The organism is Streptomyces sp. NPDC020379, assembly GCF_044387105.1.
Lineage (GTDB): Bacteria > Actinomycetota > Actinomycetes > Streptomycetales > Streptomycetaceae > Streptomyces.
In genome coordinates, this window is sequence record NZ_JBIRVR010000012.1 from 143017 (window position 1) to 168958 (window position 25942).

Consider the following 25942-nt stretch of genomic DNA (forward strand, 5'->3'; position numbering starts at 1 on the left):
TTACTTCCATGGACACGCTCACCCGGGACGCCCTCACGGTCCTCCAGCCGGGATTCACCGGCACCACCGCCCCCGGCTGGCTGCTGCGCAGACTCGGCGAAGGGCTGGCCGCCGTCGGCCTGTTCGGCCGCAACATCGCCTCGCCGGAACAGCTCGCCGCCCTCACCGCCCAACTGCGGGCGGAGCGCGCCGACGTGCTCGTGGCGATCGACGAGGAGGGCGGCGACGTCACCCGCCTGGAGGCACGTACGGGCTCCTCCTTCCCCGGCAACCTCGCGCTCGGCGCCGTCGACGACACCGCGCTGACCCGGGCCGTCGCCCGGGAACTCGGCCGCCGCCTCGCGGCCTGCGGCGTCAACCTCAACTGGGCGCCCTCCGCGGACGTCAACTCCGACCCGGACAACCCGGTCATCGGCGTACGGTCCTTCGGCGCCGACCCGGCGCTGGTCGCCCGGCACACCGCCGCCTACGTCGAGGGGATGCAGGCCGCGGGCGTGGCCGCGTGCACCAAGCACTTCCCCGGCCACGGCGACACGGCCGTCGACTCCCACCACGACTTGCCGCGCATCGACGCCGGCCTCGCCACGCTGCACACCCGGGAACTGGTGCCCTTCCGGGCGGCCGTGGCCGCGGGCACCAAGGCCGTGATGAGCGCGCACATCCTGCTGCCCGCGCTCGACCCCGCCTTCCCCGCGACCCTCAGCCCGGCCGCGCTGCACGGCCTGCTGCGTGCCCCCGCCGCCGAGGGCGGCCTCGGCTTCGACGGCCTGATCGTCACCGACGGCATGGAGATGCGGGCCATCGCCGCGACCTACGGCATCGAACGCGGCAGCGTCATGGCCGTCGCCGCGGGCGCCGACGCGATCTGCGTCGGCGGCGGCCTGGCCGACGAGGAGACGGTGCTGCGGCTGCGTGACGCGCTGGTCGGCGCCGTGCGCTCCGGGGCGCTGCCGGAGGAGCGGCTCGCCGACGCGGCCGCGCGGGTACGCGCGCTGGCGCGCGACGTGGCCCGCCGGCCGGAGCCGGGCGCGCCCGACCCCGGCATCGGCCTGGCGGCCGCGCGGCGCGCCCTGCGGGTGACCCGCTCGGCGGACCACGAGCCGCTCACCGGCCCCGCGCACGTCGCCGCCTTCACCCCCGTCGCGAACATTGCCGTCGGCGACGAGACCCCATGGGGCGTCGCCGCCGAGCTGACCCGGCTGCTGCCGGGGACGACGACCGGCGCGTACGCCTCCGGCGAGGCCGGTGCCGACCGGGTGCTCCGGGACGCGGGCCCCCGGCGGATCGTGGCCGTGGTGCGGGACGTCCACCGCCATCCGTGGATGGCGAAGGCGCTCGACGCTCTTCTCGCCGCGCGGCCGGACGCGGTGGTCGTGGAAATGGGCCTGAACGTGGCGCCTCCGGCGGGGGCGCTGCATGTGGCCACGCATGGGGCGGGGCGGGTCTGCGGGGTGGCCGCGGCGGAGGTTATCGCTGGGGGCTGATGTGTGTGTCGGGGTGCGGGTCGGCTGCGCCTGCGGCGGGCTTTTTCCCCCGCCCCGCGCCTTCCCGGCTGCGTCCGATGTGCGGCTCCGCCGCGTGGGGGGAGGCCCCCGGACCCCCAGCGGCCTGCGGCCGCGCCCTCAAACTCCTCAGCTACCTCCCCCGGACTCTGTCCGGGGGTCCCCAGAGGTACCCCCAACGGGCTGGAATGTGCGGACCGTAGCCAGCGCATTCAGCCCGTCCGGCGGTCGAGGACAACGCGCGAAGCGTGTTGCGGGGGTCCGGGGCGCAGCCCCAGTTCCGGGAAGAGGCGGGGCCGGGGAAAAGGCCCGCCGCGGGCGCAGCGGGCCGAGCCCGGAAGAAACCCCTGGCAGGGCGCGCCTACAGCCCCTGCCAGCCCGGCTTATTGGCATACGTGTGCCGGAAGTAATCCGCGAGCTTCAGCTTCGACGCCGCACCCTCGTCCACGACGACCGTCGCATGCGGGTGGAGCTGTAGCGCGGAAGCCGGGACCAGCGCGGAGACCGGCCCCTCGACCGTCGCGGCGACCGCGTCGGCCTTGCCCTCGCCCGTGGCCAGCAGGACCAGGTGGCGGGCCTCCAGGATGGTGCCGATGCCCTGGGTGATGACGTGATGGGGCACCTGGTCGATGTCGCCCTCGAAGAACCGCGCGTTGTCGACGCGGGTCTGCTCGGTGAGCGTCTTGATCCGGGTGCGGGAGGCGAGCGAGGAGCACGGCTCGTTGAAGCCGATGTGCCCGTCGGTGCCGATGCCGAGCAGCTGGAGGTCCACGCCGCCGGCCTCGGGCAGCGCCCGGTCGTACGCCTCGCAGGCGGCCTGGACGTCCTCGGCGGTGCCGTCGGGGCCCATGAAGGAGTCCTCGGTCAGCCCGAGCGGTTCGACGACCTCGCGCAGCACCACCGAGCGGTAGGACTCGGGGTGGTCGGCGGGCAGGCCGACGTACTCGTCGAGCTGGCAGACGCGGGCGCGCGAGGCGTCCACCGCGCCCGCGCGGACCTTGGCCGCCAGCGCTTCGTAGATGGGCAGCGGGGTGGAGCCGGTGGCCACGCCCAGCAGGGCGTCCGGCTTGCGACGCAGGAGCTCGGCCATGGCCTCCGCGATGAGCTCGCCGCCTGCCTTGGCGTCCGGGACGATGACAACTTCCACGCTGTGCCTGCCGATCTGGAGAGTGGGCTGTGGGGTTGTGGTATAGACCAATCTAACAGAGTGGGCTGTCCGGAAGATGCTTCCCCTCCCGGTCCGCCCGCGTACCGGGAGAGCGGTCGGCGAGCCGTGATTACCGAGCCGTAAATACGGGGCCCGCGGAGTTTGAGGACGAAGCGCGGCCGGGGATATCGGCGGGGGTGGTGGCCGGAGGTGAGAGCCGAGGGGGGACGCGCCACTACGGGCCGCGGCGCCTGGCCGGGACCCTCGGCCCGGCCGGCACCGCAGCCCGGAGCCGGCATCGGCCCACCGGGCGCGGGGTGTGCGGTCCCCGGGCGCGGTGCGGCCGATCGGAGGCCGCGGCGCGATCAGGGCAGAAGACGCCGGGCCTCGATCCACCCTCCTGTGCGGGGAAGGCGGAAACTTTGCTTACTCATTGTGGACTAGACCATTCGCCGGTGTCCATGCCCGTGCGGGCGCCAGGTGGAACAAAATGAGGCCGCCGGGCGCGGGTAGGCTCACAGCCGTGCCCTCCATGAACGACCTCGTACGCCAGCACACCGCCCTGGGCGACTCCGACCTGGAGTGGCTCCACCTGCTGGTCTCGGAGTGGCAGTTGCTCTCCGACCTGTCCTTCGCCGACCTCGTCCTGTGGGTCCCCACCCTCGACGGCACCCGCTATGTGTCCGTCGCCCAGATGCGGCCCAACACCGGACCCACCTCCTACCAGGACGACATGGTCGGCCACCTCGTCCCGCGCGGCCGCCGCCCCATGCTCGACGCCGCGCTCGACGAGGGCCGGATCGTCCGCGAGGGCGACCCGGAGTGGCGCGAGGAGGTCCCGGTGCGGGTCGAGTCCATCCCCGTACGCCGGGAGGGGCGGGTCCTCGGGGTCATCGCCCGCAACACCAATCTGCTGACCGTGCGGACGCCGAGCCGGCTGGAGCTCACCTATCTCCAGAGCGCCTCGGACCTCGCCCAGATGATCGCGAACGGCACCTTCCCGTTCCCCGGGCAACAAGTCGACATGGACGCCTCGCCCCGCGCCGGTGACGGCCTGATCAGGCTGGACGCGGACGGCATCGTGCAGTACGCCAGCCCCAACGCGCTCTCCGCCTATCACCGGCTCGGCCTCGCCGCCGACCTCGTGGGGCATCATCTGGGCGAGACCACCGCTCAGTTGGCGCCCTCGCGTGGACCGGTGGACGAGTCCCTCGCCAAGCTCGCCAGCGGCTGGGCACCGCGCGAGTTCGAGGTCGAGGGCAGCGACGGCGTCATCCAGCTCCGGGCGATTCCCCTCAAACCCAAGGGAAATCACATCGGTTCACTCGTACTCCTGCGCGATGTCACCGAACTGCGTCGCCGCGAGCGTGAGTTGATCACCAAGGACGCGACCATCCGGGAGATCCACCACCGGGTGAAGAACAACCTCCAGACCGTGGCCGCGCTGCTGCGCCTCCAGGCCCGCCGGATCGGCTCCGCCGAGGGGCGCGAGGCGCTGGAGGAGGCGGTCCGCCGGGTCGGCTCGATCGCGATCGTCCACGAGACGCTGTCGCAGAATCTGGACGAGCGGGTGGAGTTCGACGAGATCGCCGACCGCGTCCTGGCCATGGTCGCCGAGATCTCCCCGGGCCGGGTCGCCGGCCGGCGCACGGGGCGCTTCGGCATCCTCGACGCCGAGGTCGCGACGCCGCTGTCGATGGTCCTGACCGAACTGCTCCAGAACGCGATGGAGCACGGCTTCGGGCCGGGGGAGACGGGCACGGTCGAGGTCACCGCGGTCCGCAGCGGCACCCGCAAGGAGGCGCGCCTGCTGATCTCCGTCCAGGACGACGGGCGCGGCCTGCCGGAGGGCTTCGACCCCCAGCGCGCGGGAAATCTCGGCCTCCAGATCGTGCGGACGCTGGTGGAGGGCGAGATGGGCGGCACGTTCGGCATGCTGCCGGCACCGGGGGGCGGTACGAAGGTCGTTCTCGACCTGCCGGTCAGGGCGGACAAGCCGTAGCTCGTGGCGTTCCTGGGCGCGGGACCGCTGTCTGCCCCGGCTGCCGCTGGGAGGTGCCCCCGGCGGTGGTCGCTCTCAAACGGTCGGCCGGGCCGGCAGGTCCGGACCGCAGTCCTGAAGCCGAGGGCCGGCCTCGGCCAGGTTCAGCCTGGCCGGCGATCGAGGACGCACCCGAAGAGCGCTCTCGCCGCGGGTGGCAACTGACCCGCACCACGCAACGAGCCCCGGACCTTGACAAAGGTCCGGGGCTCAAAGCTATGCGCATCGGGGGGTACTGCGCGCTGCGGCTCGGGTGGCCGAAGGGGTGTCGGCTCAGGCGGTCGCGTTACGCGCCCGGTTGCGAGCGGCACGGCGCTTCATCGCGCGGCGCTCGTCCTCGCTGAGTCCACCCCAGACGCCGGAGTCCTGGCCGGACTCGAGCGCCCACTGCAGGCACTGCTCCATGACGGGGCAGCGGCGGCAGACGGCCTTGGCTTCCTCGATCTGCAGCAGCGCAGGACCGGTGTTGCCGATGGGGAAGAACAGCTCGGGGTCTTCCTCGCGGCAAACGGCGTTGTGACGCCAGTCCATGGCTGCTCCATCTCCTCGTTATTGCGGCTACGTTGCTTGTGAATGTGAACGCTTTCACGAATCCCCCCGCAAGGGAAGGGCTGACGCCCAGTCGAAACTGGGGCAGTCCAGGAAAAAGGGAGGGGGTTCGGGCTGTGTCGGGGAGCCTTGTTGAGCGGCCGTCCCGAGCGCCATGAAGAGACTCGCAAACCTCGGCGGCGGATACAACCCCTTCTGGAAAGTTTTTTTTGATTCCTCGGTGTCGGCTAGGTCACAGCCGTACTTCCAGGGGGTGGAACCCAGCCTAAACGTTCGAGTGGAAGGACTTTCGGCCCTACCGCTCACACAATCACACGCAGTGCACGGCGTACGCCTGTGAACGTCACGCTCGTACGCAGCCCGAGGTGGTCACCGTCCATCTGGAAGGGCAGCGGGACCTGCGAATGCAAGGTGAAGGCGGTCTGGTCGTGCAGGGATACGGCGTGCTTTCCATGCGGCCCTCGTTCGGGCGTCGACCGCATCAGCTGAGCGAGGTGACGGCCGGCCGCCGCCGTGGACAGCTTGGTGAATCCCAGCACGTCAAGGGCGGTGTCGAAGGATGCCTGCGGCGAGGCGTAGAGCGGGCGGTTGCCCAGGTATGACCATGGCGCGGTGTTGCAGATTATCGACATGACGAGATTCTCGAGTGGGTCCTCGCCCGGTCGTTCGAGGGTGATCGTGCCGTGCCGCCGATTCGGTTCGCCGACGAATTGACGCATCACCTGTCGCACATACAGAGCGTGTGTCGAACGCTTGCCGCGCTCGCGCTGCTGCTCCACCCGGCCCACCACACCGGCGTCGAATCCGAATCCGGCACAGAAAGTGAACCAGCGGGCCGGAACGCCCTCGTCCGCCGTGCCCGGGGTGCCCCCCGCGAGGCCCAGGCCGACCGTGCGTTCGGTGCCCTGGCGCAGCGCGTCGAGCAGGGCGCCCGTCGCCTCCACCACGTCGTTGGGCAGCCCCAGCGCGCGGGCGAAGACATTCGTCGAGCCGCCGGGCACCACCGCGAGGCGGGGGAGGCCCTCCGGGTCGGGGCCGCCGTGCAGGAGGCCGTTGACCACCTCGTTGACCGTGCCGTCGCCGCCGAGCGCGACCACGAGGCCCGTGTTGCCGTCCTCCGCGGCCCGCCGCGCGAGGTCCCGGGCGTGCCCCCGGTACTCCGTGGTGGCGACCTCCAGCTTGAGGTCGCTGGCGAGCGCGTGCACCAGGACATCACGGGTACGGGCACTGGTGGTGGTGGCCGACGGATTGACCACAAGGAGCGCACGCATGCGCGCCAGCCTACCTACCTGTCGGTACACGCCCCATCCCCGGCCCGCGGTCCACCGGTGTCCCGTCGGTCACGCCGAGCGCCCGCCGGACCCCGTACGGCAGGGGCCAGGGCTACCCTGACGGGGTGAGCAGCAAGCAGTCCGCGCAGAAGTCCGCCCGTAAGAGCACCCGCGACGCCCGGGCCGGCGGCGAGAAGAGTCACACCCCCGCCGCGCCCGAGCCCGCCGGTCCCCGGCCGGCGCGGCTGACGGCGGCGGCCGTGCTCGCCGCGCTGGAGGGCGTCACCCTGCTGATCGGCGGGGTGTATCTGCTGATCATGGGCTTCGCCGGGAAGCCGGACAGCCCGCAGCAGGCGGAGACGCTCGCGGTGACCGTGCTCGCCCTCGCCGCGCTGCCGCTCGCGGCGGCCCGGGGGCTGTGGCAGCGCAAGCGCTGGAGCCGGGGCCCCGCGATGATCACCCAGCTCATGGCGCTGCCGGTCGCCTGGACGCTCGGCAACGCCGGGGGCGCGCTGATCGCCGCGGGCGTGGTGCTCGCGCTGGTGGCCGTGGCCGCCATGGTGCTGCTGGTGAACCCCACCGCGACCGAGGCGCTCGGCATCGGCCCGCGCGAAAGCTGACGCACGGGCCCCGGAGGGCCCGGTCCGGTGCGGTCCTCGCCGGCTACTCCTCGATGAGCAGGCGGTCCCGCAGCTGGGCGAGGGTGCGCGCCAGCAGCCGGGAGACGTGCATCTGCGAGATCCCGACCTCCTGGGCGATCTGGGACTGGGTCATGTTGCCGAAGAAGCGGAGCAGCAGGATCTTCTTCTCGCGCGGCGGCAGATCCTCCAGCAGCGGCTTGAGCGACTCGCGGTACTCCACGCCCTCCAGCGCCTCGTCCTCCGCGCCCAGGGTGTCCGCGACGGCCGGGGACTCGTCGTCCGTGTCGGGGACGTCCAGGGAGAGCGTGCTGTAGGCGTTGGCGGACTCCAGCCCCTCCAGCACCTCCTCCTCGGAGATCCCCAGCTGCTCGGCCAGCTCGTGGACGGTGGGGGCGCGGCCGTGCCGCTGGGAGAGCTCGGCCGTGGCCGTGGTCAGGGCCAGCCGCAGCTCCTGGAGGCGGCGCGGCACCCGCACCGCCCAGCCCTTGTCACGGAAGTGCCGCTTGATCTCGCCGACGACCGTGGGCGTCGCATACGTGGAGAACTCGACCCCGCGGTCGGGGTCGAAGCGGTCGACCGACTTGATCAGACCGATCGTGGCGACCTGGGTGAGGTCGTCGAGCGGCTCCCCGCGGTTGCGGAACCGCCGGGCCAGGTGCTCCACCAGGGGCAGGTGCATCTGCACCAGGTGATTGCGCAGCTGAGCCCGCTCGAGCGAGCCGTCCGGCAGCGCCCGCAGCTCGATGAACAGGGCACGGGCTCCACTGCGGTCGTGCGCGGTGGGGTGCTGGTGCCACTGTTGATGCTGGTGCTGTTCCATGTGGTCCGCCCGCTCTGGTGGGTCGCTCGCCTCGCCCGGCGCCGGCGTCACCGGGTCACCCGGTTCCGCCGGAAGCGGCCGGGCAGGCTGCTGCGGGATGGCCGGGGCACGCACTCCCCGCGACGATGCAGTACTCACGGAGCCCCCTCTTCCGTCACGGCTGTCCGGGGCCGGCGCCGCGCTTCTTGTGCAGGCTGATGCTGACCGTACGGTCGGCGGCGACCGTCGAGTCGACCTCGCCGGCCAGGGCGGAGAGCACCGTCCAGGCGAAGGTGTCGCGCTCGGGCGCGCGGCCGTCCGTCGTGGGCGCCGAGACGGTCACCCGCAGCGCGTCGCCCACCAGGCGGAAGACGCAGCTGAGAACGGAGCCGGGCACGGCTTGTTGCAGAAGGATCGCGCACGCCTCGTCCACGGCGATACGCAAGTCCTCGATCTCGTCGAGGGTGAAGTCCAAGCGGGCCGCGAGACCGGCCGTAGCCGTCCGCAGCACCGACAGGTAGGCACCCGCAGCGGGCAGCCGGACTTCCACGAAGTCCTGGGTCCCGGGCTCGCCTGCGATCTGGGACACCCTCACCTCCAAGGTGGCACAAGCTTCTTGAGCTGTTACGAGCACCGGCCCCGCGCTGACCGCCCCTCGGGTGAAGGGCTTTGGCACGGCCCGGTGCGGCACGTGGTTCGGCTGCGACGCTATCGCGATCTGGGGTTCTGTGGAGCAGCCCCGCGACTGTCACTCATGGTAAACCCATGAGCACGGACAGTGGCTAGGGCCTTGCGGTCTCAAATCGAAAGAGCAGTCGCCCTGTTGGGATTTTCGTCACTCTGCGCGAGCGCCGCAAGAGTGTGGAGCGGTTCTCCGGACATCCGTCGCACCGTCCACTCCTCCATCGGCTCGGCGCCCAGCGACTTGTAGAACGCGATCGAGGGTGCGTTCCAGTCCAGCACTGACCATTCGAAACGCTGGTAGCCCCGGTCCACGCAGATCCGCGCGAGAGTGGCGAGGAGGGCCTTGCCGTGGCCCGCGCCGCGCGCCCGCGGGCGGACGTAGAGATCCTCCAGATAGATACCGTGCGTACCCGTCCAGGTGGAGAAGTTGCGGAACCAGAGCGCGAAGCCGACCGCCTCGCCCGCCGGTATCCCGCCCTCGACGCCTTCCTCGTCACTCTCCGCTATCAGTGCGAAGACCGCCGGGGCCGTGCCGAAGAGGGCCTCGCGCAGCTGCTCCTCGGTCGCCTTCGCCTCCCCCAGCGCCCTTTCGTACTCCGCCAGTTCGCGGATCATGGCGTGGATGACGGGGACGTCGTCGGGCGTGGCGGGTCGGATCATGTCTGCATGCTAGCGGTCGGGGGTGAGCGCGCCGCGGCAACCGCGGGCACCCGCCGCGCTCCCTCAGACGATCCGGCGGTCCGTATAGCACCAGCGCCAGGTCTGGCCCGGCTCGAAGCTGCGCATCACCGCGTGCCCGGTCTCCTCGAAATGTCCCGTCGCGTGGCGGTACGGCGAGGAGTCGCAGCAGCCGACATGCCCGCAGACCAGGCACAACCGCAGCTGCACCGGGTTGCTGCCGGCGGCCTCGCACTCCGGGCAGGTCGGGTGCAGCGGCGCGGGCTCGGGGCGCGGCAGCTCGGGAACATGCGGGCACTCGCTCATGATTGCCAGACTAGTTCGCACTGCCGAGGGCTTCGAAACGGAGAGCGCCGGGACCGATGGATGTCATGCCACTGCTCATGCTGATCGCGGCCAGTGCCGCGGTCGCGGGCGCCGCCCGGCGGACCCCGGTGCCCGCGCCCCTGCTGCTCGTCGCCGTCGGACTTCTCGCCTCCTACGTGCCCGGCGTGCCCGAGTACACCCTCGACCCCGCGATCGTGCTCCCCCTGATCCTGCCGCCCCTCCTGCACACGGCCGCGCTCGACAGCTCGTACCTCGACATCCGCGCCAACATCCGCCCGGTGGCGCTGTTGTCGGTCGGCTATGTCCTTTTCGCGACCTTCGCGGTCGGCTATGTGGCATATCTGGTCGTGCCCGGACTGCCGCTCACCGCCGCGCTGGTGCTCGGCGCGGTCGTCGCCCCGCCCGACGCCGTCGCGGCCACCGCCATCGCGCGCCGCCTGGGGCTGCCCTCCCGCATCACCACGATCCTCCAGGGCGAGTCCCTGGTGAACGACGCCACCGCGATCACCGCCTACAAGGTGGCGCTCGCCGCCGCCGTGGGCGAGGGCGCGACCTGGGGCGAGGGTTTCCGCGAATTCGCCGTCGCGTCCCTCGGCGGCATCGGGGCCGGGCTGATCCTCATGGTGCCGCTGCACTGGCTGCGCAAGCGGCTGCGCGAACCGCTCCTGCAGAACACCCTCTCCCTCCTCATCCCCTTCGCCGCCTACGCCGCCGCCGAGGTGGTCGGGGCCTCCGGGGTGCTCGCCGTCGTGGTCGTCGCCCTCTACCTCGGCCACCACTCCTGGCAGGTCGACTTCGCCACCCGCCTCCAGGAGGCCGCCGTCTGGCGCGTGGTCGCCTTCGTGCTGGAGTCCGCGGTCTTCGCGCTCATCGGGCTCCAACTGCCCGTGGTGATGCGTGGACTGGGGGAGTACGACCTGGGGCAGGCCGCCCTCTGGTACGCCTCCGCGGTCTTCGCCGCCGTCGTGGCCGCCCGCTACGTCTGGGTCTTCCCCGCGACATTCCTGCCGCGCGCCCTCTCCGCCCGCATCCGCGAACGCGAGCCCGACACCACGTGGAAGGCGCCGCTCGTCGTCGGCTGGGCCGGGATGCGCGGCGTGGTCTCCCTCGCCATCGCCTTCTCGATCCCCGTGACCACGCACCACGGGCAGCCCTTCCCCGCCCGCAACCTCGTCCTCTTCCTGACCTTCACGACCGTCATCGGCACGCTTGTCGTCCAGGGCCTCACCCTGCCCCCGCTCATCCGCCGGCTGCGGCTGCCCGCGCCCCACCCGACCGCCGAGACCCTCGCCGAGGCCCAGGCCCAGAGCGAGGCGTCCGCCGCCGCCGAGCGCCGCCTCGACGAACTCCTCGCCGACGACCGCAACGCCCTCCCCGAACCCCTCGCCGACCGCCTCCGCACCGTCATGGAGCGCCGCCGCAACGCCGTCTGGGAGCGCCTCGGCGCGGTCGACGAGGTGACGGGCGAATCGGCGGACGACACGTACCGGCGGCTGGCCCGGGAGATGATCGGGGCGGAGCGGGAGGTGTTCGTGTCCTTGCGGGACGCTCGGCGTATCGACGACGAGATGCTTCGGACGCTGTTGCGGCGGCTGGACCTCGAGGAGGCGGCGGCGTACCGCGAAGAGGCGGGGTAGCAGGCTGCTGCCCCTTTCGTCTGGGGGCGGGTCGGCTGCGCCTGCGGCGGGCTTTTCCCCGGGCCCGCCCCTTCCCGAAACCGGGGCTTCGCCCCAGACCCCAGCAACACGCTTCGCGCGTTGTCCTCAAACGCCGGACGGGCTGAATATCAGCCCGTCCGGCGTTTGAGGACGCGCCCGAAGGGCGCTGGGGGTCCGGGGGTCTCGCCCCGGTTTCGGGAAGGGGCGGGGCTGGGGAAGCGAACCAGCTGTCAGAGCCCCGGATCCGCCCCCGTGATCACCGCCGCCACCGTCGTCCCCCGAGCGAACGCCCCCTCCGAAGCCAAGGCCGTCAGGCCGAAGAGCATCTTCGCCACATACAACCGCTCCACCCGCAGACCGTGCCGAGAGGTGAAATCGGAGGCGAAAGCGAGGAGCTCCGGGGAGAGGCGGGCGTAGCCGCCGCAGTGGAAGCGTTCGTCGAGGGTCCAGGCACCTCGCGGGCCACCGAAGGCCGCCCGTTGCAGGTCGCGTATCTCCGCGCCCAGGAAGCCGCCCTTGAGGACGGGGAAGCCGATCGCGCGCTGCGAAGCGGTGAGGCCCGCGGCGAGGCCGGCGAGGGTGCCGCCGGTGCCGCAGGCGATGCCGACGACGTCCGCCGTGCCGCGCAGCTCCCGGCCGAGGGCGGCGCAGCCGCGCGCGGCGGCCGCGTTGCTGCCGCCCTCGGGGATGACGAAGCAGTCGCCGCCGGCCAGCTCGGCGAGGACGTCGGGCTCGGCCTTGCGACGGTACGTGGCGCGGTCGACGAAGCGCAGCCGCATGCCGTCGGCCACGCAGGCCGTGAGCGACCAGTTGAGCGGCCGGTCGGCGAGTTCCTCGCCCCGGACGACGCCGACCGTGGCGAAGCCCAGCAGCCGGCCCGCGGCGGCGGTCGCCCGCAGGTGGTTGGAGTACGCGCCGCCGAAGGTCAGCAGCGTGCGCCGGCCGGCCTCGGCGGCGGCCCGCAGATTGGGCTCCAGCTTGCGCCACTTGTTGCCCGGGAGCTCGGGGTGTATCAGGTCGTCGCGCTTGAGCAGCAGCCGTACGCCCCGGCGGGTGAACCGCTCGTCCCGCAGCTCTTCGAGCGGGGACGGCAGCCGTGGCCGCAGCGCGGCGAGGGCGGCGGAGGCGGTGGGGAGGTCGCTGGTCACGCCCCCATTCTCGCCGTGGCGCGCGCGGTCGTCACTTGAGCCGCTCGCCGACGCGCTCGCGCAGCCGCTCCATGGAGAAGCCGGTGGGGTCGAGCTTGCCCGGCCGCCATTCGAGGTGCCCGATCACCGATCGCTCGGTCCAGCCGTGGAAGCGGCAGATCGCGGCCGCCACCTGCTCGACGGCCAGCAGCTGCTCCTCCGGCCAGGGGTCGTTGCCGTCACCGAGGTTGACGCATTCGAAGCCGTAGAAGTGGACGTTGCCGTCGGTGTCGGCCCAGCGGACGGGCGGCAGCCGCTTCTCGGCGATCACCGCCTGGAGCACCTCGCCGTCGCCGCCGCCCGCGTGATTGGCGCGGCCGCAGCCGACGAGGTGGATCCGGCCGTCCTTGGCGATGACGCCGTGGCACAGCGGGCCGGGGAGCTGGTCATAGCCGTTCCAGCAGAGGCGTACGGTGCTGTCGGTGCCCGAGGAGGCCGTGTGGTGGATCATCACGCCGTTGACCGGGCCCCAGGGCCCGTGCCCGGCACGGTTGTGGTTGCGCCAGCCGTCGACCTCGACGACCGTGGCGCCCTCGCGTCTGAGCGCGGCCAGGAACTCGTTCGCGGACATGGGTGGGGCCACGCCGCCCTCCTTGCGAAACCAGGTGGCGCACGCCGGACGCGTAGGCCGAATGACCCCCTTGTACCCAAAAGTTCGCAGGTGGGCCGGGCGTTCGGATATCGTGCGAGCCGATCCGGCCTCAGGCCGAAAATCTCATCGTCGACACGGAAGCGCGAGACCCGGGACAGTGGACTACCAGACCGTTCTCGAAGAGGTCGCCGCCTTCGCGCGGCCGCTGGTCGGCCGTGGCCAGGTGGCCGACTACATCCCGGCCCTCGCCGGCGTCGACATCGGCCGGTTCGGGATGGCCGTCGTGGACGTCGACGGCGGGGTCCACGGGGTCGGCGACTGGGAGCGGCCGTTCTCCGTGCAGTCCATCTCCAAGGCGTTCAGCCTCGCGCTTGTGCTGGCCGAGGGCGGCGACCGGATCTGGGACCGCGTCGGAACGGAACCGTCCGGAAACCCCTTCAACTCCCTGGTGCAACTCGAATACGAGAACGGCATCCCCCGCAACCCCTTCATCAACGCGGGCGCCCTCGTCGTCACCGACCGGCTCCAGACCCTGACCGGCGACGCCAGCACCACGATGCTGGAGTTCCTGCGCGCGGAGAGCGGCAACCCGGACGTCTCCTTCGACCCGGCCGTCGCCGCCTCCGAGACCGAGCACGGCGACCGCAACGCGGCCCTCGCGCACTTCATGGCCAGCTACGGCAACCTCGACAACCCCGTGCCCACCGTGCTGGAGCACTACTTCTGGCAGTGCTCCATCGAGATGAGCTGCCGCGACCTCGCCCTGGCGAGCGGCTTCCTCGCCCGCCACGGCCTGCGCGCCGACGGCACGCGGCTGCTGCCGCGCCGTGAGGCCAAGCAGGTCAACGCCGTCATGCTCACTTGCGGGACGTACGACGCCGCCGGCGACTTCGCCTACCGCGTGGGCCTGCCGGGCAAGAGCGGCGTGGGCGGCGGCATCGTCGCCGTCATACCGGGACGCTGCACGCTGTGCGTCTGGAGTCCCGGGCTGGACGCGCGGGGGAACTCCGTGGCGGGCGTCGCGGCCCTCGACCACTTCACGACGCTCACGGGCTGGTCGGTCTTCTGACGCGGTGGCGCACGCCGCCGCCGTGCCCCATCGTGGGGCGAGGAGGTGTGCTTCATGGAACACGAGTTGCGTGCGGAGTACGTGGACGGCGGGTCGCCCGGGGCGGCGGTCAAGACGTGGCACGTGGTCCGGGAGGACGCGGCGACGGCGATGTGCGGGCGTGAGCTTCTGCCTGGGGCGGAGGTGCGCTCCGCCGAGGACTGGGGGACGCCGGGGGTGGCGCTGTGCCATGCGTGTGGGGCGCTGTATCTGCGCGAAGCGCCGTAGGGTGCCGGGGTTTGTTCCCCGGGCCCGCCCCTTCCCGAAACTGGGGGCAGGCCCCCAGACCCCCAGCAACACGCTTCGCGCGTTGTCCTCAAGCGCCGGACGGGCTGGATTTCGCGGACCGTAGCCGACGAATTCAGCCCGTCCGGCGCTTGAGGACGCTCCCGCAGGGCGGGGCGGGGCAGGGGAACAAAGCACCGCAGGCGTGCCCGGCGGCGGTGCCGCGCCCGGACCCGCACCCCCTACGGGCAGCGCACCACTTGCCCCGCGTAAGAGAGATTGCCACCGAAGCCGAAGAGAAGGATCGGCTCGCCGGAGGCGACCTCGCCTCGGGCGACCAGCTTGGAGAGGGCGAGCGGGATGCTCGCGGCGGACGTGTTGCCGGACTCGGTGACATCCGTGGCGATCACCGCGTTGACCGCGCCGAGCTTCCGCGCCACAGGCTCGATGATCCGCAGATTCGCCTGGTGGAGCACGACCGCGGCGAGATCCTCCGGCGCCACCCCGGCCCGCTCGCAGACGCCGCGCGCGATCGGCGGCAGCTGCGTCGTGGCCCAGCGGTAGACGGCCTGCCCCTCCTGGGCGAAGCGCGAGGGTGTGCCCTCGATCCGTACGGCGTGTCCCATGTCCGGCACCGAGCCCCAGACGACCGGGCCGATCTCCGGGGTGGCCGAGGCCGTGATCACCGCGGCGCCCGCGCCGTCGCCGACCAGGACGCAGGTGGTGCGGTCGGTCCAGTCCGCGACGGCGGTGAACTTCTCCACGCCGATGACCAGCGCGTTCGTGGCGGCCTTGGCCCGGATCGCGTGGTCGGCGCTGGCGAGCGCGTGGGTGAAGCCGGCGCAGACGACATTGACGTCCATGACGGCGGGGGAGGGCAGGCCGAGCGCGGCGGCCACGCGGGCGGCCGTGTTGGGGCTGCGGTCGACGGCCGTGCAGGTGGCGACGAGCACGAGGTCGATGTCGTCGGCGTCGAGCCCGCTGTTCGCGAGCGCCTTGGCCGCCGCCTGGGTCGCCATCGCCGCGACGGTCTCGCCGGGTTCGGCGACGCGGCGCGTACGGATCCCGACGCGGGAGCGGATCCACTCGTCGCTGGTGTCGACCATGGTCGCCAGCTCGTCGTTGGTCAGCACCTTGGCGGGCTGGTAGTGGCCGAGGGCGAGGATGCGGGACCCGGTCATCGACGGTTCCTCCTGCGCGGGGCGGACGGACGGTGGTGGTACGGGATTGCCAGTCTCGACGCTCCGGGGCCGCTCGGGGGTATGTGATCCACCAATGTTCCGCCCGTATAACTGGCACAACCCGCAGGGGCCCGGCCGCCACCGGCGAACGGGCCCACCTTCCTACCGAGCGGTAATCACCGCAGTGACAGCGCCGTGCGGATCGTGGTGAACAACTGGGTCTGGTCGGTGACCCCGAGGACATGCTCCGCCTGCGGACCCTGCGCGGCGATGCGCACCTGCGTACCAGTGTGCTCCTGCGAGGCGCCGGGTGTGTTGGTGGAGTAGTTCACCTTGAGCGGCTGCCCCTCGTTCGTGATCAGCGTCGAGGACAGGCCGGGCGGGTTGGCCTCCAGCGGGACGATCTGGCTGGTGTGGGCGTGGTCGGCGGTGGTGACCACGAGGGTGTCGGGGTGCTCGGCGGCGTACGCGCGGGCGACCTTCACCGCGCGGTCCAGGGACGCGGTCTCGCCGATCTGGCCGCAGGGGTCGGCCGCGTGGTCGCGCTTGTCGATCGACGCGCCCTCGACCTGGAGGAAGAAACCCTTCTTCCGGTCGCCCGAGCCCTTCTGCTTCCGCTCCAGCAACTGGAGCGCCTTGCGGGTCTGCGCCTCCAGGCTCGGCGTGCCGGCCGCGCGCTCGGGGTTGCCCGTCACACAGCGCTGCGGGTCCGTGCCGCCCTGGGCGGCGGGCTTGCCGGTCCACTCGACGGGGACGTTGCCGGGGGCGAAGAGGCCGAGCACGGGCCGGCCGGGGCGGGCGCCCTGGAGGCTCTTGCCGTCGGTCACCACCTGATAGCCGAGCTTTCGCGCCTGCTCGGTGACGGTCATGCCCCGGTACGGGCCCTCGGTGATCTTCTGGTCGAAGCGGGCCCTGCCGCCGCCGAGCAGCACGTCCACCTTGTGGTTCACGCTCTGCTCGGCGATCGAGCCGGGGCCGCCCTTGGCGATGGTGTCGGCCGGGCACGCCTTCATGTCGGCCGGGCCCTGGCAGCTGCGGTCGGTGGCGTGCGAGGCGAGCACGGCGGGGGTGGCGTCGGTGAGCTCGGCGGTGGTGACGCTGCCGGTGGCCAGGCCGTTCCTCTGGGCCAGCTCCAGGATCGTCGTCATCGGCTTGTCCGTGCCGGGCGACTTCGATATCCGGCCGTTGACCGTCTTCTGCCCGGTCGCCCAGCCGGTGCCGCTGGCCGCGGAGTCGGTGACGTAGTCCGGCTTGCCGTATCTGTCGACGGAGTACGTGGTGTACGCGCCGGTCAGCGGGAAGGCGTCCATGTTCAGCCGGCCGGCCGCGCCCACGGTGTAGTCGCGGGCCAGGGTGATCTCCGAGTCGCCCATGCCGTCACCGATGAGCAGGATGACGTTCTTGGCCTTCTTGGCGCCGTGGCCGGCGCTGAGCGCGGAGACGTCCGCGGCGCCGCCAGGCCGCGACGCGGAGGCCGCCGCGGGCACCGCGGCCCCGGCGACGAGCAGGGCGGCGGCGCCCCAGACGAGACGGCGTCCGTACGGACGAGAACCCATGGTGTTTCCTCCCTCGGTGACCCGGCGGGGTCGCCGGGCCCGGGGGAAGCTCACCAGGGACGGGTGTACCGGAGGAGGCGGCCGAGTGGCCCGTGGGTCACCTGGGGCTGTCGGCGGGGTGCGCGGTGGTGGTGGGGGTCACGTTGTTGGCCGTGGTCACCGTGGCCGCGGGGGCGGGGGTCACCACGGGGTCGGCCTCGATGCCGCCCTCGTCCTTCATCGCCTTGGCCTCGCTCTTGAGGATGCGCATGGACTTGCCGAGCGCGCGGGCGGTGTCGGGCAGCTTCTTGGACCCGAACAGAAGGACCGCGACGAGTACGACGACGATGATGTGCCAGGGCTCCAGGCCATTGCGAAACATGACGGATCCACCTCTCTCTTCCGCGTTGATTGCCGAGTCGATTATCGAGCCGACTTCCACGGCCTTCTGCATGACGGCCGTCTTCACCATACTTGCTAGATTGCGCAACTGGACAACCTAAGGCCGTGCTCGTCCGTCTACTCCGATGGGGAGACGCGCGGAGCGGGGGAGTGGATGAGGGCTCGCATATGACTGGCACCCGAGGCAGGCACACGCATCACCGGATGCGGACCATCGGCCTGGTGGCCCTGGGGTTCGTGGTGCTGCTGGCCGGAGGCATGGGCTGGTTCTATCTGAAGCTCAACGGCAACATCAGCACCTTCGGTGCGGACGGCCTCTCCGACAACCGCCCGGCCGCGGGCGCCGCCGGGCAGAACGTCCTGGTCATCGGCTCCGACTCGCGCGCGGGGAACAACAAGGACCTCGGCGGCGGCGAGGGCGACGTGGGCCGCTCGGACACCGCCTTCCTGCTGCACGTCTACGGCGACCGCAAGCACGCCATCGGCGTCTCCATACCCCGGGACTCCCTCGTGGACATCCCGCCGTGCAAGATGCCCGACGGCAGCTGGACGACCGAGCAGACCCGGGCGATGTTCAACTCCGCCTTCTCCGTGGGCGATACGGCCAAGGGCAACCCCGCCTGCACCCAGAACACGGTGGAGAAGCTCACGGGGCTGCGGGTGGACCATACGCTCGTCGTCGACTTCGCCGGTTTCTCCTCGATGACCTCCGCCGTGGGCGGCGTGCAGGTGTGCGTGCCGAAGGACGTCTATCAGGGCGACCTCAACCCGAACCTCGGCTCGCGCGGCGACCTCCTCTTCCACAAGGGGCAGCAGAGCGTCTCGGGCCAGAAGGCGCTGGACTACGTGCGCGTGCGGCACGGCATCGGCGACGGCTCCGACATAGGACGCATACAGCGGCAGCAGGCGTTCGTCTCCAGCATGATCAAGAAGGTGCGTGCGCAGGGCTTCAGCCCCACCACCCTGCTCCCGCTCGCCGACGCGGCCACCAAGTCGATGACCGTCGACCCCGGCCTCGGCTCGGCCGACAAGCTGCTGTCCTTCGCGATGTCGCTCAAGGACATCGACCTGCACAACATCAAGTTCATCACCGTGCCCTGGCGTTACGCGGGCAACCGCGTCGACATCGTGCAGCCCGACGCCGACGCCCTGTGGGCCTCCCTCAAGGCCGACCGCACGATCGACGGCAAGGACGCGGGAGGCAAGCGCGGCGCGAGCCCCGCGCCGTCGGAGCGGCCGCAGCAGGCCATGCAGGCGGACGCCCCGGTCTCCGGCAAGGGCGTGCGCGTCGCCGTCGCCAACGGCACCACCGTCAAGGGCCTCGCCGCGCGGGCCACCAGCGCCCTCGAAGAGCACGGCTACACCGTCACCGGCACCTCGACCGCCGCCGAGCGGGACCAGGGCACCACCGTGATCGAGTTCGGCCCGGGCGAGGTGGACCACGCCCGGACCGTGGCCCGGCTCTTCCCCGGCTCGTACGTACGGGGGGCGTCCGCGCCCGGCATCTCCATCGTCCTCGGCCACGACTACGCCGACGGGCCGGCCGACGCCCCGTCGGCGTCGGCCGGCTCGCCGTCCCCGGCACAGTCGGGCAGCGGCACGCTCTCGCCCGACGTCGCCGAGAAGGCCCGGTCGGCGGACGACGACCCCTGCGCCAACCTCTCCTACGGCTGAGCCGCGGGAAGGACGGGAAAGGCGGAAAGAAGGGGAGGAGGAGCGGCCGAGGGGGAACCCCGTGCCTGAATATTCCGTTTTGGTGGTAAGCGCAGAGTGAGTCCCGTGAGCCCGAAGAGTTCCATGAGCAGTCCTTCCCCGAGGAGCAACGCCATGCCCGCCTTCCCCCGGGCGCTGCCCAGGTCGCTGCCGGCCCTGATCGCCGCCCTGTTCGTGCTGGTGGGCGCGGCGCTGTACGCACCGTCCGCCCGCGCCGACACGAGCGCCACCGGCCTGGACGCCGCGGCGGCGGTGCTGACCAAGGGCCCGGTCTATGTCGACCCCCGGGCGACCGACCAGCTGCCCGCGGGCGACGCCCAGGCGCTCGCGAAGAAGATCCGCGACGCGGGCAAGCCGGTCTTCGTCGCCGTGCTGCCCGCCGCCTCCGAATATCCCAGGGCCACCGTCCTCCAGGACCTCCGCACCAAGGTCGGCGTCGCCGGTGTCTACGTGGTCCACCTGGGCGACGCCATCAACGCGGCCTCCGACTCGCGCGTGATGTCCAGGAACGCCACCCGCAATCTGATCGGCTCCGTCAAGCGGTCCGGCGGCGACGCCAGGACCCAGCTCAACAGCTTCGTCGACCAGGCCGACCGGCAGGCCAAGGGGCACGAGCCCGGCTCCTGGGGCGGCTCGGCCTCCACGGGGGTCGGCGCGACCGGGCTGATCACCGGCGGCGCGGTGATCGTCGCCGGTGGTGCCGGGGCGTACGCCCTCTACCGCCGCAACCGCAAGAAGCGGGAGGAGCGCGAGCGCGCCGAGCTCGACGCGCTGCGGGTCGTGGTCGACGAGGACATCACCGCCTTCGGCGAGGAGCTCGACCGGCTCGACTTCTCCCCGTCCGAGCCCGGCGCGGACGACGCGATGCGCAAGGACTACGAGGAGGCCCTCGACGCCTATGAGGAGGCCAAGTCGAAGATGGCCGCCGCCGCGAAGCCGACGGATGTCACGGCGGTGACCGAGACCCTCGACAAGGGCCGCTTCGCCCTGGCCACCCTCGCCGCCCGCCGCACGAAGTCCCCGCTGCCCGAGCGCCGCGTCCCCTGCTTCTTCGACCCGCGCCACGGGCCCTCCGTCCAGGACGTCGCATGGGCCCCGCCCGGCGGTGCCGTACGCACGGTGCCGGCCTGTGCCGCCGACGCCGCCCGGATCGCGGACGGCCAGGAGCCGCTGTCCCGCGAGGTCCAGACCATGAGCGGACCCCAGCCGTACTGGAACGCGGGGCCCGCGTACGCCCCGTGGGCCGGTGGCTACTTCGGGGGCGGCCTGCTGCCGGGCCTCCTCGTCGGGACGATGCTCGGGAGTGTCCTCAGCGGTCCCGCGTACGCGGCTTCGCCGGACGCGGGGCCTGACGGCGGGGATTACACCGGCTCCGATTTCAACTCCGACGATTTCTCCGGCGGGGGCTGGGGGGACGGCGGCGGCTTCGGTGGCGGTGGTGACGGGGGCTTCGGGGGTGGCGATTGGTGAGGGCGGGGTGCGTCTGATGTGCGGCTCCGCTCGGTGGGGGCTTGTGCGGGTCCGGTGGGCGGGGCTTGTGCGGCTCCGCTGAGTGGGGCTTGTGCCCCAGACCCTCGGTGGGTGCCGGGGGTGGGTCTTCCGGGCTGGGGACCTGGAACGCGGTGCGGTTGCCGTTTTTCGTGTTGGGTGCCGTGACGTCGCACCGCGTTCCAGAACCCCACCCTCCAGCCCCACCCCCTCCCGCCGGAGGGCGACACCAGGTTGTGGGGTGCGCCGGTCTTTCCTCCCAGCCCGGGTGCGCCTTTCTTGTCAGCCCGTCCGGCGTTTGAGGACAACGCGGCGAAGCGTGTCGCGGGGTCTGGGGCGCACAACGCTGCGGGGGTCTGGGGGGGCTTGCCCCCCACGCCGCGGAGCCGCACATCAGACGCAGCCGGGAAGGGGCGGGGCTGGGGAAGAACACCCCGCCTACACCCGCCGTCGGGCAACCCCCAGCGCCACACCGTAGAGCGCCAGCACCCCCGCCATCAGCCCGTAATACAGCGGCGGCAACGCCGTCATCCCCAGCACAGGCCCCAGCGGCGACAGCGGCAGCAGCAGACCCACCACCGCCAGCGCCGTCGCCGCCAGCCGGATCGGAGCCGGAGCGCCGCCCTCCGCCAGGCGGCGGCCCGAGCGGAGCAGGAGCATCACGAGCGCCTGCGTCAGGAGGTTCTCCGTGAACCAGCCCGCGTGGAAGGCCGCCTGCCCCCGCTCGTCGTAGAAGGAGTGCACGGCCAGTGCCAGCACCCCGAAGGTCGTCAGGTCGGCCACCGCGTTCAGCAGGCCGAAGCCGGTCATGAAGCGGAACAGCGCGCGCGGCCGCAGCACCGCCGGGTGCCGGAGCGCGTGCGCCCCGGGCCGGTCGAAGGCCAGGGCCAGCTGGGCCGCGTCGAAGCAGAGGTTCTGCACCAGCACCTGCGCGGGCAGCATCGGCAGGAACGGCAGCAGCAGCCCGGCCGCCAGCATCGCGATGACGTTGCCGAGGTTGGAGGAGAGGGTGATGCGCAGATAGGCGGCGATGTTGCCCGTGCTGCGGCGCCCGGCCAGGATCGCCCGCTCCAGGGCGGTGAGGTCCTTCGAGGCGAGCACCACGTCGGACGCCTCACGCGCCACGTCCACCCCGTCCCGCGGGCAGATCCCCACATCGGCGGCGTGCAGCGCGGACAGGTCGTTGACCCCGTCGCCCAGGAAACCGACCGTGTGGCCCCCGCCCTCGCGCAGGGCCCGCACGATCCGGGCCTTGTGCTCGGGCGCGCACCGCGCGAAGACCGTCGTACGGGTGGCGAGGCGGGCCAGCTCCGGCGGGCCGAGGTCCTCGATCCGGTCGGCGGTGACGACCTCGCCCGGCTCCAGGCCCAGCTCACGGCAGATCCGGGCGGCGGTGCCCGGGTGGTCGCCGGTGAGCACCTTCACGGTGACGCCGCGCCGCGCGAGCGCGCCGAGCGCCTCGGCGGCGGTGGGCGCGAGCGCGTCGCGCAGCCCGACGAAGCCGAGGAAGGTCAGGTCGCGCTCGTCGGCCGGGGTGTACGGCCGCCCGCGCGCGGGCCGTTCCGCGACCGCGACGGCGAGCACCCGCAGCCCGTCGGCGGCCAGCGCGGCGGCCCGTCCGGCGAGCCGCTCCCGCTCCTCGTCGCCGAGCGGGAGCCCGGCGTGGCCCTCGCGCGCGCAGCGCCGGAGCACGTCCTCCGGCGCGCCCTTGACCACCAGCGTGTGCAGCTTCGCCGGCGCGGGACCGCCGGTCAGCGTGCGGACGTTGCCGGGCGTGCCGAGCAGGCCGGGTGCGTAGTGGGCGGGGCCGCGTACGACCGCTGTCGCGAGGGTGCGGCCCGGCCCGCACGGCAGCGCGGCCACCCCCTCCACGCTGTCCGCGCCGAGCACCCCGCCGCCGCGCTCCTCGTCCGCGTCGAGGATCGCCTCGTCCAGCGCGTCGGGCGCGGGCAGTTCCGCCAGCTGGAGCGTCCACAGGGCGTTGACCGCGGCCCAGTGCAGGACGGCCGGGTCGTCCCGCCCCTCGCCGTCGACCGCGCAGGTCACGACGGGCAGATCCTGGGTGAGCGTGCCGGTCTTGTCCACGCACAGCACGTCGACCGCGCCGAGGTCGTGCAGCGCGGGCAGTCGCCGGACGATGACCTCGCCGCCCCGGGCGAGCAGCGCGGCGCCGCGGGCCAGCGCGGTCGTCACCACGACCGGCAGCATCTCGGGGGTGAGCCCCACCGCGACGGCCACCGCGAACGGCAGGGTCTCCAGGCCGCGCCCGCGCAGCAGCGCGCCCGCGATCAGCACCAGCGGGGCGGTGAGCAGCATGAACCGTACGAGCGTCCAGGCGATGCCGTTCACCGACCGGTCGAACGGGCTGGCCGCCGCGGACGGGCGGCGCCCCCATCCGTACGCCTCACGGCCCCGGTCGGGCAGCGCGCCCGAGAGCATGGTGTCCGCGCCGGTCGCCACCACGACGCCCGTACCCGTGCCGGAGACGACGCTGCTCCCCTGGAAGCAGCTGTGGGTACGGCTGTGCGCGTGCTCGTCGGCCCGCGGTACGTCGAGCCCGTGCTTCACCACCGGTGTCGACTCGCCCGTCAGCGCCGCCTCATGGACCGTCAGTCCCGTGGCCCGCAGCAGCCGCAGGTCCGCCGGGACCAGGTCGCCCGGCGCGAGCAGCACGACGTCGCCCGGGACGAGCTGGTCGACGGGGAGTTCGCGGGTCAGGGCGGGCGCGTCGGCGCTCGGCCGGCGGCGGACCGTCGCGGTGGTCGCGATCATGTCGCGCAGCGCGGCGGCCGAGCGGTCCGCGCGGTGCTCGCCGGTCGACCGCAGGACGCAGCTGACCGTGACCAGGACCGCGATCACACAGGCCGTGCCCCAGGCGGACATGACCGCCGAGACCAGCCCGAGGCAGATCAGGACGGCGGTGAAGGGGTCGCGCAGGCTGCGGGCGAAGCGGCGCGGCCAGGAGGCCGGGCGGCGCCCGGCGAAGGTGTTCTCGCCGTGCCGCGCGAGGCGTTCCTCGGCCTCCGCCTCCACGAGCCCGCGCGGGCCGCTCCGCACCGTGCGCAGGACTTCGAGGGCGGTGCCGTGCTCCCCTCGCGCGCGCTCCCGGGCGTTCTCCTCAGCCGCTGACCCGCCCGCGGCAGGGTCCTCAGGCGCCCAGACCACGGAGGCGCCCGGAACCGGCACGCGACCCGGCGGCCGCGCCGGGAACGGCCTCCGCACCGGTCCTGCGGTCGACGAGCTGGCCGACCATGAGCCGTACGATCGTGACGACGTTCGGGTCGTCCACGAGATACACCACGCGCCGCCCCTCGCGCCGGGACCGCACCAGGCCCGCGAGCTTCAGCTTCGCCAGGTGCTGGCTGATCGCGGGGAGCGCCCCGCCCACCCGCTCGGCGAGCCCGCTCACATCGCTCTCGCCCTGGGACAGCGCCCACACGAGATGCAGCCGGGCGGACGAGGCGAGCAGCCCGAACGCCGCGGCCGCCTCCGACAGCACCTCCGTCGAGGGGTCGTTGAAGCCTTCACCGAAGCTCCCTTCGAAGCCTCCGACGCTTCCGACTCCTGCGGCCACTGTCGCTCTCCCGTCCCTGTCGGGCATCCGGCGCCCGGCACGACCAGTCTAGGCGGGGCCGCGGGGCGGGACGGGCGGACATGCGCCGCGGGCCCGTTCGCCCCGTTCCGGCCGTGTTCCCCCCGTCCCTCCCGTCCCTCCCCGCGCCCGCACGGCGAGCGTTTTCGCCCTGAGAAAAAAAGAGGAGGCATGCCCGCCGGTCTCCCGGGTAGGCGGCGGACGTCAGCAACGGATCTGGGGAGGACGACGTGACCATCACGGCATCCACGGTTACGACAGAGCATTCGACGGCTGTTGCGCAGCAGTTCGAAGAGTCGGTCGGAGGGCTGCCGTATATCGAGGACGCGACGACGGTGGCGCCGCGGGACGCCCGGGCGCTGTCCAAGCTCTTCTTCGACCGCCTCGCCGAACTCGAGGAAGGCACCCACGAATACCAGTACGCGCGCAACACGCTGATCGAGATCAACCTCTCGCTCGTGCGCTTCGCCGCGTCCCGCTTCCGGAGCCGTGGTGACCAGATGGAGGACATCATCCAGGTCGGCACCATCGGGCTGATCAAGGCGATCGACCGCTTCGACCTCTCGCGCGAGGTGGAGTTCACCACCTTCGCCGTGCCGTACATCGTCGGTGAGATCAAGCGGCACTTCCGGGACACCAGCTGGTCGGTGCATGTGCCGCGCCGCCTCCAGGAGCTGCGCGTCGAGCTGGCCAAGGCCACCAGCGAGCTCTCCCAGGAGCTGGACCACGCGCCGACCCCCACCGAGCTCGCCGAGCACCTCGGCATCACCCGCGAAGAGGTCGTCGAGGGCATCGTCGCCAGCAACGGCTATACCGCCGGGTCCATCGACGTGCCCGTGGACGAGAGCTCCGACCAGGGGGGCACCAGCTACGCCGACCGGCTCGGCGACATCGACCCGGCCCTGGAAGGCGTGGAGAACCTCCACGCCCTCAAGCCGCTGGTCGCCGAGCTGAGCGACCGCGAACGGCAGATCCTGCGCATGCGCTTCGGCGCGGAGATGACGCAGTCGGAGATCGGCGCCGAGCTGGGCATCTCGCAGATGCATGTGTCACGGCTGCTCTCCCGCATCCTCGGCCGGCTGCGGCTCGGCCTGCTCGGGCTGAAATAACCCCGCCACCGCAGCCCCGCGACCGGCCCGCTTCGGATCACCTGCTCCGGATCAGAGGATCAGATGCCGATCGGCAGCGGAGCCGGTCGCAGCCAGGTGGCCCGTACGGTCTTGCCCTCCGGCCGGCGGTCCACCACCTCCAGCCGGGGGGCCAGCCGCTCCACCATGTGCCAGCCCAGCCCGCCGCCCCCGGCCAGGTCCGGGGTGCGCGGCTCGGGCGGGCGGGGGCTGGCGTCGGCGATCTCCACCACCAGCCGCCCCTGCACGGCCCGCACGCACAGCCGCCACCAGCCACCGGTGTGCCGGATCGCGTTGGCCACCAGCTCGGACACCACGAGCACCACGGCGTCGAGATCCGCCCACGGGCAGTTCCTGGCCAGGAACTCCGCCGTCGCGTGGCGGGCTCCGGCGGCATCCCCGTCAGGGAATTCGATCACGACCATCTGTACGGCTCCTCATCTCTTCCTCGCAGGGCGTCTACCCATGGATCGCCGACTCATGACCGAAAAGCGC

The 25942-nt window shown here is 72.4% G+C and carries 24 protein-coding genes; 9 read left to right on the top strand and 15 right to left on the bottom strand.

Annotated elements, in window-relative coordinates:
- Positions 1-8 precede the first annotated feature (8 nt).
- Positions 9-1484, top strand: a complete 1476-nt coding sequence (locus ACH427_RS17900; RefSeq protein ID WP_398870422.1) for a glycoside hydrolase family 3 protein — start codon at positions 9-11, stop codon at positions 1482-1484.
- A gap of 379 nt (positions 1485-1863) precedes the next feature.
- Here ACH427_RS17900 and nagB read toward each other — a convergent pair whose 3' ends face one another.
- Positions 1864-2649 (bottom strand): glucosamine-6-phosphate deaminase, encoded by a 786-nt coding sequence (nagB, locus tag ACH427_RS17905; protein ID WP_398870506.1) that lies wholly within the window; start codon positions 2647-2649, stop codon positions 1864-1866.
- 532 nt (positions 2650-3181) lie between these two features.
- Here nagB and ACH427_RS17910 point away from each other — a divergent pair.
- Positions 3182-4651, top strand: coding sequence for a sensor histidine kinase (locus ACH427_RS17910; protein WP_398870507.1), 1470 nt, complete (start codon positions 3182-3184; stop codon positions 4649-4651).
- 312 nt (positions 4652-4963) lie between these two features.
- On the opposite strand, the gene ACH427_RS17915 is transcribed toward ACH427_RS17910, so the two are convergent.
- Both ACH427_RS17915 and ACH427_RS17920 read right to left on the bottom strand, forming a co-directional pair.
- Positions 4964-5221, bottom strand: coding sequence for a WhiB family transcriptional regulator (locus ACH427_RS17915; RefSeq protein ID WP_004937597.1), 258 nt, complete (start codon positions 5219-5221; stop codon positions 4964-4966).
- 320 nt (positions 5222-5541) lie between these two features.
- Positions 5542-6510 carry a diacylglycerol/lipid kinase family protein gene (locus ACH427_RS17920; RefSeq protein ID WP_398870423.1) on the bottom strand — a complete coding sequence of 323 codons (969 nt, stop codon included), beginning with the start codon at positions 6508-6510 and terminating at the stop codon, positions 5542-5544.
- 125 nt (positions 6511-6635) lie between these two features.
- Here ACH427_RS17920 and ACH427_RS17925 point away from each other — a divergent pair, with 125 nt between their 5' ends.
- The gene (locus tag ACH427_RS17925; protein WP_398870424.1) at positions 6636-7130 is read left to right on the top strand and encodes a hypothetical protein; all 495 of its coding nucleotides are present in this window, start codon (positions 6636-6638) and stop codon (positions 7128-7130) included.
- A gap of 43 nt (positions 7131-7173) precedes the next feature.
- Here ACH427_RS17925 and ACH427_RS17930 read toward each other — a convergent pair whose 3' ends face one another.
- From ACH427_RS17930 to ACH427_RS17945, 4 genes are all read right to left on the bottom strand, one after another.
- Complete coding sequence (locus ACH427_RS17930) at positions 7174-8109, bottom strand: RNA polymerase sigma factor SigF (protein WP_398870425.1); 936 nt, start codon at positions 8107-8109, stop codon at positions 7174-7176.
- 16 nt (positions 8110-8125) lie between these two features.
- Positions 8126-8539, bottom strand: coding sequence for an anti-sigma regulatory factor (locus ACH427_RS17935; protein WP_361524905.1), 414 nt, complete (start codon positions 8537-8539; stop codon positions 8126-8128).
- 209 nt (positions 8540-8748) lie between these two features.
- Positions 8749-9294, bottom strand: a complete 546-nt coding sequence (locus ACH427_RS17940) for a GNAT family N-acetyltransferase (RefSeq protein WP_398870426.1) — start codon at positions 9292-9294, stop codon at positions 8749-8751.
- Positions 9295-9357: 63 nt separating this feature from the next.
- Positions 9358-9618, bottom strand: a complete 261-nt coding sequence (locus ACH427_RS17945; RefSeq protein ID WP_398870427.1) for a UBP-type zinc finger domain-containing protein — start codon at positions 9616-9618, stop codon at positions 9358-9360.
- Between the two features lie 56 nt (positions 9619-9674).
- On the opposite strand from ACH427_RS17945, the gene ACH427_RS17950 reads away from it, so the two are divergent.
- Complete coding sequence (locus tag ACH427_RS17950; RefSeq protein ID WP_398870428.1) at positions 9675-11276, top strand: Na+/H+ antiporter; 1602 nt, start codon at positions 9675-9677, stop codon at positions 11274-11276.
- 251 nt (positions 11277-11527) lie between these two features.
- Here ACH427_RS17950 and ACH427_RS17955 read toward each other — a convergent pair whose 3' ends face one another.
- Both ACH427_RS17955 and ACH427_RS17960 read right to left on the bottom strand, forming a co-directional pair.
- The gene (locus ACH427_RS17955; protein ID WP_398870429.1) at positions 11528-12445 is read right to left on the bottom strand and encodes a 1-aminocyclopropane-1-carboxylate deaminase/D-cysteine desulfhydrase; all 918 of its coding nucleotides are present in this window, start codon (positions 12443-12445) and stop codon (positions 11528-11530) included.
- Between the two features lie 31 nt (positions 12446-12476).
- A complete protein-coding gene (locus ACH427_RS17960) occupies positions 12477-13067 on the bottom strand; it encodes an N-acetylmuramoyl-L-alanine amidase (RefSeq protein WP_398870430.1) in 591 nt (196 codons plus the stop codon).
- Positions 13068-13233: 166 nt separating this feature from the next.
- Here ACH427_RS17960 and ACH427_RS17965 point away from each other — a divergent pair, with 166 nt between their 5' ends.
- On the top strand, positions 13234-14145 hold the full coding sequence (locus tag ACH427_RS17965; RefSeq protein ID WP_398870431.1) for a glutaminase: 912 nt from the start codon (positions 13234-13236) through the stop codon (positions 14143-14145).
- 54 nt (positions 14146-14199) lie between these two features.
- Positions 14200-14412 (top strand): hypothetical protein, encoded by a 213-nt coding sequence (locus tag ACH427_RS17970; RefSeq protein ID WP_398870432.1) that lies wholly within the window; start codon positions 14200-14202, stop codon positions 14410-14412.
- A gap of 239 nt (positions 14413-14651) precedes the next feature.
- Here the strand turns inward: ACH427_RS17970 and ACH427_RS17975 are convergent, their stop codons facing one another.
- The 3 genes from ACH427_RS17975 to tatA all read right to left on the bottom strand — a co-directional run bounded on the left by ACH427_RS17975 (position 14652) and on the right by tatA (position 17507).
- Entirely contained in the window at positions 14652-15590 is a 939-nt protein-coding gene (locus ACH427_RS17975; protein ID WP_398870434.1) for a beta-ketoacyl-ACP synthase III, read from the bottom strand.
- A 176-nt stretch (positions 15591-15766) separates the two neighbouring features.
- Positions 15767-17146, bottom strand: coding sequence for an alkaline phosphatase (locus ACH427_RS17980; RefSeq protein WP_398870435.1), 1380 nt, complete (start codon positions 17144-17146; stop codon positions 15767-15769).
- 97 nt (positions 17147-17243) lie between these two features.
- Positions 17244-17507: a Sec-independent protein translocase subunit TatA gene (tatA, locus tag ACH427_RS17985; RefSeq protein ID WP_398870436.1), complete on the bottom strand. Its 264-nt coding sequence runs from the start codon at positions 17505-17507 to the stop codon at positions 17244-17246.
- A 188-nt stretch (positions 17508-17695) separates the two neighbouring features.
- Here tatA and ACH427_RS17990 point away from each other — a divergent pair, with 188 nt between their 5' ends.
- Together ACH427_RS17990 and ACH427_RS17995 are read left to right on the top strand one after the other, a co-directional pair.
- Positions 17696-19201, top strand: a complete 1506-nt coding sequence (locus tag ACH427_RS17990; RefSeq protein ID WP_398870437.1) for an LCP family protein — start codon at positions 17696-17698, stop codon at positions 19199-19201.
- A gap of 153 nt (positions 19202-19354) precedes the next feature.
- On the top strand, positions 19355-20710 hold the full coding sequence (locus ACH427_RS17995; protein ID WP_398870438.1) for a hypothetical protein: 1356 nt from the start codon (positions 19355-19357) through the stop codon (positions 20708-20710).
- A 456-nt stretch (positions 20711-21166) separates the two neighbouring features.
- Here the strand turns inward: ACH427_RS17995 and ACH427_RS18000 are convergent, their stop codons facing one another.
- Both ACH427_RS18000 and ACH427_RS18005 read right to left on the bottom strand, forming a co-directional pair.
- Entirely contained in the window at positions 21167-23893 is a 2727-nt protein-coding gene (locus ACH427_RS18000; RefSeq protein ID WP_398870439.1) for an HAD-IC family P-type ATPase, read from the bottom strand.
- On the bottom strand, positions 23877-24302 hold the full coding sequence (locus ACH427_RS18005) for an ArsR/SmtB family transcription factor (RefSeq protein ID WP_398870440.1): 426 nt from the start codon (positions 24300-24302) through the stop codon (positions 23877-23879). The genes ACH427_RS18000 and ACH427_RS18005 overlap by 17 nt, the downstream gene beginning before the upstream one ends.
- A 254-nt stretch (positions 24303-24556) precedes the next feature.
- Here ACH427_RS18005 and ACH427_RS18010 point away from each other — a divergent pair, with 254 nt between their 5' ends.
- Positions 24557-25429 (top strand): RNA polymerase sigma factor SigF, encoded by an 873-nt coding sequence (locus tag ACH427_RS18010; RefSeq protein WP_398870508.1) that lies wholly within the window; start codon positions 24557-24559, stop codon positions 25427-25429.
- A gap of 59 nt (positions 25430-25488) precedes the next feature.
- Here ACH427_RS18010 and ACH427_RS18015 read toward each other — a convergent pair whose 3' ends face one another.
- Positions 25489-25872, bottom strand: a complete 384-nt coding sequence (locus ACH427_RS18015; RefSeq protein ID WP_398870441.1) for an ATP-binding protein — start codon at positions 25870-25872, stop codon at positions 25489-25491.
- Positions 25873-25942: the final 70 nt, after the last annotated feature.